This is a genomic window from Bradyrhizobium sp. (genome assembly GCF_028868675.1).
Classification (GTDB): Bacteria; Pseudomonadota; Alphaproteobacteria; order Rhizobiales; family Xanthobacteraceae; genus Bradyrhizobium.
This window is the reverse complement of sequence record NZ_JAGWUA010000199.1, coordinates 1-8,768: the sequence shown is the minus strand read 5'-3', so window position 1 is coordinate 8,768 and position 8,768 is coordinate 1. Positions and strand designations below refer to the sequence as shown.

Genomic DNA, 8,768 nt, shown 5'->3' with positions numbered 1-8,768 from the left:
TCGTCATTGCGAGTTCCGACCGGCCCGAGGGGCCGACCCGCCTTAGATGAAAATGGGTGAGCCACTCTGACTGAGTTTAGACCGGTACCCACCCACTTTCTTCCTAGGAGCGAAGCGACGAACTTGGCAATCAGAACGTCCCCTCACTCCGCTGCGATCCGCTCCGGAAACGCGGCTGCGAGCGACGCGCGATCCGGCTTCAGCACGCCGCGTTCGGTGATCAGCCCGGTGACGAGGCGGGCGGGCGTGACGTCAAATCCGTAGTTCGCAACCGGCGAGCCCTCGGGCACGATCCGTACCGTCTCCAGCCGGCCGTCGGCGGTGCGGCCGGTCATGTCGGTGACCTCGGCGGCGGCGCGCTGCTCGATCGGGATGTCCCTGATGCCGTCATCGATCGCAAAATCGATCGTCGGCGACGGCAGCGCGACATAGAACGGCACGTCGTTGTCGTGCGCGGCCAGCGCCTTCAGATAAGTGCCGATCTTGTTGCAGACGTCGCCATTGGCGGCGACGCGGTCGGTGCCGACGATGGCGAGATCGACCATGCCGTGCTGCATCAGGTGCCCGCCGGTATTGTCGGGGATTATCGTGTGCGGCACGCCGTGATGGCCGAGCTCCCAGGCGGTGAGCGAGGCGCCCTGGTTGCGCGGCCGGGTCTCGTCGACCCAGACATGGACCTTGATGCCGCGCTCGTGCGCGAGATAGATCGGCGCCGTCGCCGTTCCCCAGTCGACGGTCGCGAGCCAGCCGGCATTGCAATGGGTCAGCACGTTGACCGGCTCGCCCGGTTTCCTGCGCGCGGCGACGCCTTCGATCAGCGGCAGGCCGTTGCGGGCAATGCCTTGGTTGATCGCGACGTCCTGCTCGGCGATTTCGTCGGCACGCGCATAGGCGGCTTCGGTCCGTTCGAAGCGGCTGAGCGGCGCAAGCGTCGTACGCATCTCCTCGAGTGCCCATTTCAGATTGATCGCGGTCGGACGCGCCACGACCAGCGTCCGGTAGGCGCGATCGAGTCCGGCATCGGAGGCGTCCTCGCGCATCGCGAGCGCCACGCCGAAGGCCGCGGTGGCGCCGATCAGCGGCGCGCCGCGCACCAGCATGGTGCGGATCGCATCCGCCGCCTCTTCGCAGGACGTCAATTTCGCGACGACAAACTCATGCGGCAATCTGCGCTGATCGATGGCCCCGACCGAGCGGCCATCGGGCTCGAGCCAGATACTGCGATAGTGCCGGCCGTCGACCTTCATCGCGCTTCGCCTCTCCGGTCACGCCCGCAGCACGCGCCCTGCCACCGCATCGAGCTTCTTCAGGAGCTCGGGATCGCGCGCCTCCGGCGCGGTGATCAGCGCGGTATCGAGCGCGCGATCGGAGCCGATCGGGCACGGCTCATGCTCACGGGGAAAGTCTCTTGCCAGCCGGGCCACCAGCGCCTTCGCCCGGTCGGCGTTCGAGGTCAGCACGCGGATGATGTCCTGGACGGTGACGGCATCGTGATCGGGATGCCAGCAATCGAAATCCGTCACCATGGCGACCGTGGCGTAGCAGATCTCCGCTTCACGGGCGAGTTTTGCCTCGGGCATGTTGGTCATGCCGATCACGGAATGGCCTGACGTCTTGTAGGTGATGCTCTCCGCATAGGTGGAGAATTGCGGCCCCTCCATGCAGACATAGGTGCCGCTGCGCGCGATCGCGATGCCTTCCGCCTCGGCAGCCGCGGCGAGGTGGATGCGCAGCCGCGGCGACACCGGATGTGCCATCGAGACGTGGGCGACGCAGCCCCTGCCGAAGAACGAACTCTCGCGCTTGTAGGTGCGGTCGACGAACTGGTCGACGAGGACGAAGGTGCCGGGCGGAAGCTCCTCCTTGAAAGAGCCGCAGGCCGAGAGCGACACGAGGTCGGTGACGCCGGCGCGCTTCAGCACGTCGATATTGGCGCGATAGTTGATGTCGGATGGCGACAGCCGGTGTCCCCTGTCGTGCCGCGGCAGGAACACGATCGGCAGCCCGGTGATCGTGCCGCGCCGGAGTGGCGCCGAAGGCTCACCCCAGGGACTCCTGATGACCTCTTCGTGAGCGTCCTGAAGGCCCGGCAGATCGTAGATGCCGGAACCGCCGATGATGCCCAGTACCGCCTGCGTCATGCCTGTCCCATCCCGTCCGCGATGCGCGGTGCCGGGGGCAAGCTATGCCAGTTTTGCGGGAGGATGGGAACGGGGATCTCGGGACCCCGATCGACGTCATTGCTGTGACAGCCGGATCGTCGATTAAGCCGCCCGCACCGGACGCAACTGGCCGAGGACCATGCGCTGCAGCGTTTCGACCGACTGAAAATTCTCCGGCGTGATCTCGCCTTGCGGGATGGTGAAGTCGAACTCGGCTTCCACGCCCAGCATGAGATTGACCATGTCCATCGAGGTCAGGCCGATGTCGACGAGGCGCGCGGCCGGCTGCACGTCCGCCTCGAGCGAGTTCTGTTCGAGGATGTTCTTCACCAGCCTGACGATACGATCCTGAACGTCGATGTCGAGCGCCTGCATCTGAAACATCCCGCATGGTTCCGAGGCCCGTCCGCGCCGGGTGACGGCGCTAGATCGTCAAGCCGATCCTGAAATCTGCGGCACCATAGCTCGACCTTCGTCAGGAAGCGATGACTCACGTTGATTAGAATTAACGCCTCCTCCGAATCTCTAACGCGATGTCGAGAATCTGCAGACGGCCGCAAACCGGAATTTAACTGTTCGTTCGGAATTGGACTTCGTTCACCCTCTATTTGATCGACGAATTTGAATTAAATCCCTAGCCTCCGCAGCCAAGCAAACAGGGTCGGATGATCATCGGCGTCGATTGCGATGCCGCTCGATCTCGAACGACGAAACGGAGGCGGACCATCATGAACCTGCGCGAAGCGACCCTTCAACCCGTCGATGCCCAGGCGATCCTGCCCGACTGCGGTCCCTCGCTGGCCGAGCGCACGGCCAGGATGGCCGCGGCCGCCGCTTCCGAAGCCGAGACGGTCGATCGCGACGCGTGCTTCCCCAGGAAGGCCTTCGACGCCGCGCGCGAGCAGAAGCTGCTCGGCGCCATGATCCCGGTCGAGTTCGGCGGCCTCGGCGCGTCGATCTACGACATCACCGACGTCTGCTACACGCTGGGTCGCGCCTGCGCCTCCACGGCGATGATCTACGCGATGCACCAGACCAAGGTCGCCTGCATCGTCCGGCACGGCCACGGCATTCCCTGGATGGAAACCATGATGCGCCGGGTCGGCCGCGACCAATGGCTCGTCGCCTCCTCCACCACCGAAGGCCAGAACGGCGGCAACATCCGCTCGAGCGCCGCGGCGGTCGGGCATGCCGGCGACATGATCTCGCTCTCCCGCGACGCCACCGTCATCTCCTACGGAGCCGAAGCCGACGGTCTCGTCACCATCGCTCGCCGCGCCAACGACGCGGCCTCCTCCGACCAGGTGCTGCTGGCGCTCGCCAAGGACGACTATTCGCTGAAGCGGACGCTGGGCTGGGAAACGCTCGGCATGCGCGGCACCTGCTCGGTCGGCTTCGAGCTGAAGGTCGATTGCCCCGACGACCGCATCTTCCCGGAATCCTATGACAAGATCCACGCCCAGACCATGACGCCGTTCGCGCATCTGACCTGGTCGTCGGCCTGGGCCGGTATCGCGGCCGCGGCCGTCGAGCGCGCGCAGGCGTTCATCCGCAAGGCGGCGCGCGCTTCCGGCGGACAGATGCCGCCGGCCGCGGCGCATTTCACCCAGGCCAAGATCTCGCTGGCGAAACTTCGTGCCGTCATTGCCGCCAACATGGACCTCTTCGCCCATGCCGAGCACGACGAGCGGGCGCTCGGTTCGCTCGACTTCCAGTCCTCGATCACACTTCTGAAGGTGCAGGCCTCCGAGCTCGCCGTCGAGACCGTGATGCATGCGATGCGCGCAACCGGCCTGTCCGGATATCGCAACGACGGCGAGTTCACCATGGGCCGTCATCTGCGCGACGTCCTTTCCTCTCCGATCATGATCAACAACGACCGCATCCTCGCCAACGCCGCGACCTCGACGCTGATGAGCGGCGTGCCGGCGAGCCTCCGCGACCAATAAGAACACCAGCCGATCACAGGAAGCCGACCCATGAACGTAGCCGTCCTTCCCACCTCGCCCGGCACCGCGCCGGAGGCCGTCGATCCGCTCGACCATCTCGCCGACACGCTGTTCCACCGCATGGGCGCCGACGGCGTCTATGCCCGCACCGCGCTCTATGAGGACGTCGTGGAGCGGCTCGCTGCGCTGATCACCCGGCATCGCGAGCCGGACACCGAGGTGATGCGCTTTCCGCCGGTGATGAGCCGCACCCAGCTCGAGAAGTCGGGCTATCTCAAGAGCTTTCCCAACCTGCTCGGCTGCGTCTGCGGCCTGCACGGCAGCGAACGCGAGATCAACGCCGCGGTGAGCCGCTTCGACGCCGGCGGCGACTGGACCACGTCGCTGTCGCCGGCCGATCTCGTGCTGTCGCCGGCAGCCTGCTATCCCGTCTATCCGATCGCGGCGAGCCGCGGCCGGTTGCCCAAGGGCGGCCTGCGCTTCGACGTCGCCGCCGACTGCTTCCGCCGCGAGCCGTCGCGTCATCTCGACCGGCTGCAGTCGTTCCGGATGCGCGAATATGTCTGCATCGGCAATCCCGACGACGTCGCGGCCTTTCGCGAGCGCTGGATGGTGCGCGCGCAAGCGATCGCGCGCGACCTCGGCCTGACCTTCCGCGTCGACTATGCCAGCGACCCCTTCTTCGGCCGCGTCGGCCAGATGAAGGCGGTGAGCCAGAAGCAGCAGCAGCTCAAGTTCGAGCTCCTCATTCCGCTGCGCTCGGAAGAGCAGCCGACCGCCTGCATGAGCTTCAACTATCACCGCGAGCATTTCGGCACCACCTGGGGCATCCAGGACGCCGGCGGCGAGCCCGCCCATACCGGCTGCGTCGCCTTCGGCATGGACCGCCTCGCGGTTGCGATGTTCCACACCCACGGCACCGACCTGTCCGCCTGGCCCGCAAGAGTGCGCGATATCCTGGGCCTTGCCCCGCACGTCGCGACCGACATCCATGTCGAGGGCTGGCGCTAGGCCGAACCGGCCTTCACGTCCACGGGCGACCAACATGGCGCAGACCATGGTTCGATGCCGCGAGATCAGGGAGTCCGACGCCGAGGCGATTGCGGACCTGCTGACGCGTGGCTTCGGCCGCTCGCATGCCTATTGGATCGGGGGCCTGCGCCGGCAGGCACAGCGCGCCGTGCCGGAGGGCTATCCGCGCTTCGGCTACATGCTCGACAATGATGGCGCGCCGGTCGGCGTGCTGCTGCTGCTCTACACGATGCGACGAAACGGCGACGAGACCGCCGTCCGGTGCAACCTGTCGAGCTGGTATGTCGAGCCCGCCTTCCGCAGCTACGCGCCGCTCCTGACCAGGATCGCGCAGCGGCACGAGGAAGTGACCTATCTCAATATCAGCCCGGCGAGCCGGACCTGGCCTCTGGTGGAGATGCAGGGCTTCCAGTCCTATGGTCGCGGCCTGTTCTTTTCACTGCCGCTGCTGTCGCGCGCGCCACGCGGCACGACGATCGAGACCGTTGCGGCGGACGCCGGAGAGATCGGGGGTCTCGACGCGGCCGAGACCGAGCTGCTGAAACGGCATGCGCGCTACGGCTGCCTCAGCCTCGTCTGCCGCACGCTGCAGGGCGTGTTCCCCTTCGTCCTGCAGTCGGCCCGCATGCGGCGCGGCCGCATCGCATTGCCGGCGATGCGGCTGATCTACTGCCGCGACGTCGCCGACTACGCCGCCTGCGCCGGCCACATCGGCAGGCTGCTGCTTCGTTACGGCATGATCTCCGTGATCGTCGATGGCAACGGCCGCATCTCCGGTCTTGTCGGCCTCTACACCGAGCGGCGCGGCCGCAAATATTTCAAGGGCCCGCACCGGCCTAGGCCGACCGATCTCACCGACACCGAGCTCGTGCTTTACGGGCCGTGATGGCCTCGAGGCCTGCAACCCGGCCCCATTGGTGATAGAGTCGCGCGCAAAGCGGAGTGCAAACCATGTCCGAGCGCAGCGCGCATTGGGAAAACGTCTACGCCACCAAGGGCGAGAACGAGGTGAGCTGGTTTCAGGACAGCCCGGCGATCTCGCTCGACCTGATCCGGGAAGCCAATCCCAATCATGACGCCGCCATCGTCGATATCGGCGGCGGCGCCTCGCGGCTGGTGGATCGCCTGCTCGGCGATGGATACCGGTCGATCGCGGTGCTGGATCTTTCGGCCAATGCGCTCGACGCAGCGAAGGCGCGCATTGGCGCGGCGGCCGCAAAGGTCGACTGGATCGTGGCCGACGTCACGACGTGGCGGCCGGCGAGATCGTACGATGTATGGCACGACCGCGCGGCGTTTCATTTCCTCACCGATCCGCGCGACCGGGCGGCCTATCGCCAGCGCCTGGAGACGGCCGTGCACCCCGGCGGCGCCGTCATCATCGGCACCTTTGCGCTGAATGGCCCGGAGAAATGCAGTGGCCTGCCGGTGCAGCGCTATGACGGCAAAAGTCTCGCGGCGGAGCTCGGGCCGGTGTTCGAGCTCGTCACTACGCGCGCGGAGATCCATCACACGCCCTGGAACTCGACGCAGGCGTTTCAGTTCAGCCGGTTCTGGCGGCGCGGCTGACCGAGGCATCGTCATTGCGAGCGCAGCGAAGCAATCCAGAATCTTTCCGCGGAAAGACTTTGGATTGCTTCGTCGCTTCATTCCTCGCAATGACGGCGCGTGAGGCTTACGCCGCGAGTTTCACCGCGTGCGCAAAGTCCCAGTAGAGCTTGCGCGCCCTGGTGAAGAACGGTCCGGGCTTCAGCTCGCGGTCGTCGATACGGATGACGGGGGCGACCTTGGCGAAGTTACCAGTGGAGAATATCTCGTCCGCGGCGAGGAAATCGGCGTAGCGCAGCGTCTTCTCGACCACGGTGACGCCCGCCCCGCGCAACAGCGCGTTCGCGCGCTGCCGCGTGATGCCGTTGAGGAACGTGCCGTTCGGCACCGGCGTATAGACGACGCCGTCCCTGGCCATGAACACGTTGGAATTGCCGAACTCCGCGACGTTGCCGAGCATGTCGAGCATCAGGCAATTCTGGAAGCCGCGCGAGGCCGCCTCCATCAGCGCGCGCGAATTGTTGGGATAGAGGCAGGCCGCCTTGGCGTCGACCGGCGCGCATTCGGCGGTCGGCCTGCGGAACGGCGACAGCGTGATCGCATTGCCAACCGGCTTCGGCATCGGCGCTTCGTAGATGCACAGGCACCAGTTGGTGGTGTCGGGGTCGAACAGCACGCCGCCGCCAAAGCCGTTCTGCGCCCAGTACATCGGGCGGATGTAGAGCTCGGCGTTTGCCGCAAAGCGCGCGATGCCTTCGCGCGCCAGCGACAGCCAGGTGTCGGTGTCGACCACCGGCTTCAGCCCGAAATTGATCGCGGACTGGTTGGCGCGGGCGCAGTGACGGTCGAGGTCGGGCGCCACGCCTTCGAAGGCGCGCGCGCCGTCGAACACGACCGAGCCGAGCCAGGCGCCGTGCGTGCGCGGCCCCATGATCGGTACGTTGCCCGCCTGCCATCGGCCTTCGAAGAAAGTCCAGCTCGGCGAATAGTCGACGGGCTTTGCGATCTCGGCCATGGCCGGCCTCCCCTGGGCGTGATGCCGTAATTCGCCGCCACTATTGTCTCAACTTCTAAAGGATTTGCTGCGCACGCGGCGCGCAAGGGGGGTACTGGTTCGATTCAGGATTTGGGTATAATCCCGCTCGTTGCATGGAGCCGATATGCCGCTCGATCCGCTCGCTAAGCGTTTGTTGACCATGATGGCCGCGGCTGCGCCCGGCGGGCGGATTCGCCCGAGCGTCGAGGCACGGCGGCAGTCGCTGGCGAAACTGATGCAATTCGCGCGCGCCGAGGCGCCTGATGTGGCGACGTCCGACGGCACCCTGCCCGGCCCCGGCGGAGCGCTGGCCTACCGGCTCTATGCGCCCGCGGGCACCGAGGCGCAGGCGCCGGGATTCGTGTTCTTTCATGGCGGCGGGCTAGTCGCGGGCAGCATCCAGACCCATGACCGGATCGCGGCCGCGCTCGCGCATGCAACCGGCTGCCGCCTCGTCTCGGTCGACTACCGGCTCGCACCGGAGCACAGGTTCCCCTCCGCCGTGGACGACGCCATCGCTGCGACCGAGTGGGTCGCGCGAGAGGCGGATACCCTGGGCATCGACGCCGATCGGCTCGTGGTCGGCGGCGATTCCGCCGGGGCGACCCTGGCTGCCGTGGTCTGTCAGGAGGCGGCACGAAACGCCGGGCTCTCGATCGTCGCGCAATGCCTGATCTGTCCGGTGCTGGATTTCGAAGCGATCTCGCCCTCGCGTGAGGCATTCGCCGAAAATCACCTGATCGACCGCGTCACCATCGAGGCCGATCTTGCCGACTATCTGCCTGAAGGCGTCGATGCCGCCGACCCGCGCATCTCGCCGCTGCGCACGAGCCGGCTCGCCGGACTGCCGCCGGCCATCATCCACACCGCCGAATTCGATCCGATGCGCGACGAGGGCAATGCCTATGCGCGCAAGCTGCTCGCCGCCGGCGTCACCGTCGAGCACGTCTGCCACGACGGCATGGTCCACAATTTCCACGCCATGGGTGCGATCCTGCCGCAGGCGCAGCTCGTGATTTCACAGATCGGTGAGCAGGTCCG

The 8,768-nt window shown here is 66.5% G+C and carries 9 protein-coding genes; 5 read left to right on the top strand and 4 right to left on the bottom strand.

Annotation, left to right across the window (positions count from 1 at the left end):
* Positions 1-143: 143 nt before the first annotated feature.
* The 3 genes from mtnA to KGM94_RS20730 all read right to left on the bottom strand — a co-directional run bounded on the left by mtnA (position 144) and on the right by KGM94_RS20730 (position 2,537).
* The gene (mtnA, locus tag KGM94_RS20740; RefSeq protein ID WP_300263575.1) at positions 144-1,247 is read right to left on the bottom strand and encodes an S-methyl-5-thioribose-1-phosphate isomerase; all 1,104 of its coding nucleotides are present in this window, start codon (positions 1,245-1,247) and stop codon (positions 144-146) included.
* An 18-nt stretch (positions 1,248-1,265) separates the two neighbouring features.
* On the bottom strand, positions 1,266-2,141 hold the full coding sequence (locus KGM94_RS20735) for an S-methyl-5'-thioadenosine phosphorylase (protein ID WP_300263572.1): 876 nt from the start codon (positions 2,139-2,141) through the stop codon (positions 1,266-1,268).
* 123 nt (positions 2,142-2,264) lie between these two features.
* Positions 2,265-2,537 (bottom strand): phosphopantetheine-binding protein, encoded by a 273-nt coding sequence (locus tag KGM94_RS20730; protein ID WP_300263576.1) that lies wholly within the window; start codon positions 2,535-2,537, stop codon positions 2,265-2,267.
* A 353-nt stretch (positions 2,538-2,890) separates the two neighbouring features.
* On the opposite strand from KGM94_RS20730, the gene KGM94_RS20725 reads away from it, so the two are divergent.
* The 4 genes from KGM94_RS20725 (at position 2,891) to KGM94_RS20710 (ending at position 6,712) form a co-directional block, all read left to right on the top strand.
* Entirely contained in the window at positions 2,891-4,111 is a 1,221-nt protein-coding gene (locus tag KGM94_RS20725; RefSeq protein WP_300263570.1) for an acyl-CoA dehydrogenase family protein, read from the top strand.
* A 30-nt stretch (positions 4,112-4,141) separates the two neighbouring features.
* Positions 4,142-5,122 (top strand): amino acid--[acyl-carrier-protein] ligase, encoded by a 981-nt coding sequence (locus KGM94_RS20720; RefSeq protein ID WP_300263569.1) that lies wholly within the window; start codon positions 4,142-4,144, stop codon positions 5,120-5,122.
* A gap of 34 nt (positions 5,123-5,156) precedes the next feature.
* Complete coding sequence (locus tag KGM94_RS20715; protein ID WP_300263566.1) at positions 5,157-6,029, top strand: acyl-CoA acyltransferase; 873 nt, start codon at positions 5,157-5,159, stop codon at positions 6,027-6,029.
* Positions 6,030-6,094: 65 nt separating this feature from the next.
* A complete protein-coding gene (locus tag KGM94_RS20710) occupies positions 6,095-6,712 on the top strand; it encodes a class I SAM-dependent methyltransferase (protein ID WP_300263564.1) in 618 nt (205 codons plus the stop codon).
* Positions 6,713-6,818: 106 nt separating this feature from the next.
* On the opposite strand, the gene KGM94_RS20705 is transcribed toward KGM94_RS20710, so the two are convergent.
* Positions 6,819-7,706 (bottom strand): branched-chain amino acid aminotransferase, encoded by an 888-nt coding sequence (locus tag KGM94_RS20705; RefSeq protein WP_300263562.1) that lies wholly within the window; start codon positions 7,704-7,706, stop codon positions 6,819-6,821.
* 145 nt (positions 7,707-7,851) lie between these two features.
* On the opposite strand from KGM94_RS20705, the gene KGM94_RS20700 reads away from it, so the two are divergent.
* Positions 7,852-8,768: alpha/beta hydrolase (locus KGM94_RS20700; protein ID WP_300263560.1), on the top strand; the 917-nt coding region annotated here is incomplete at its 3' end.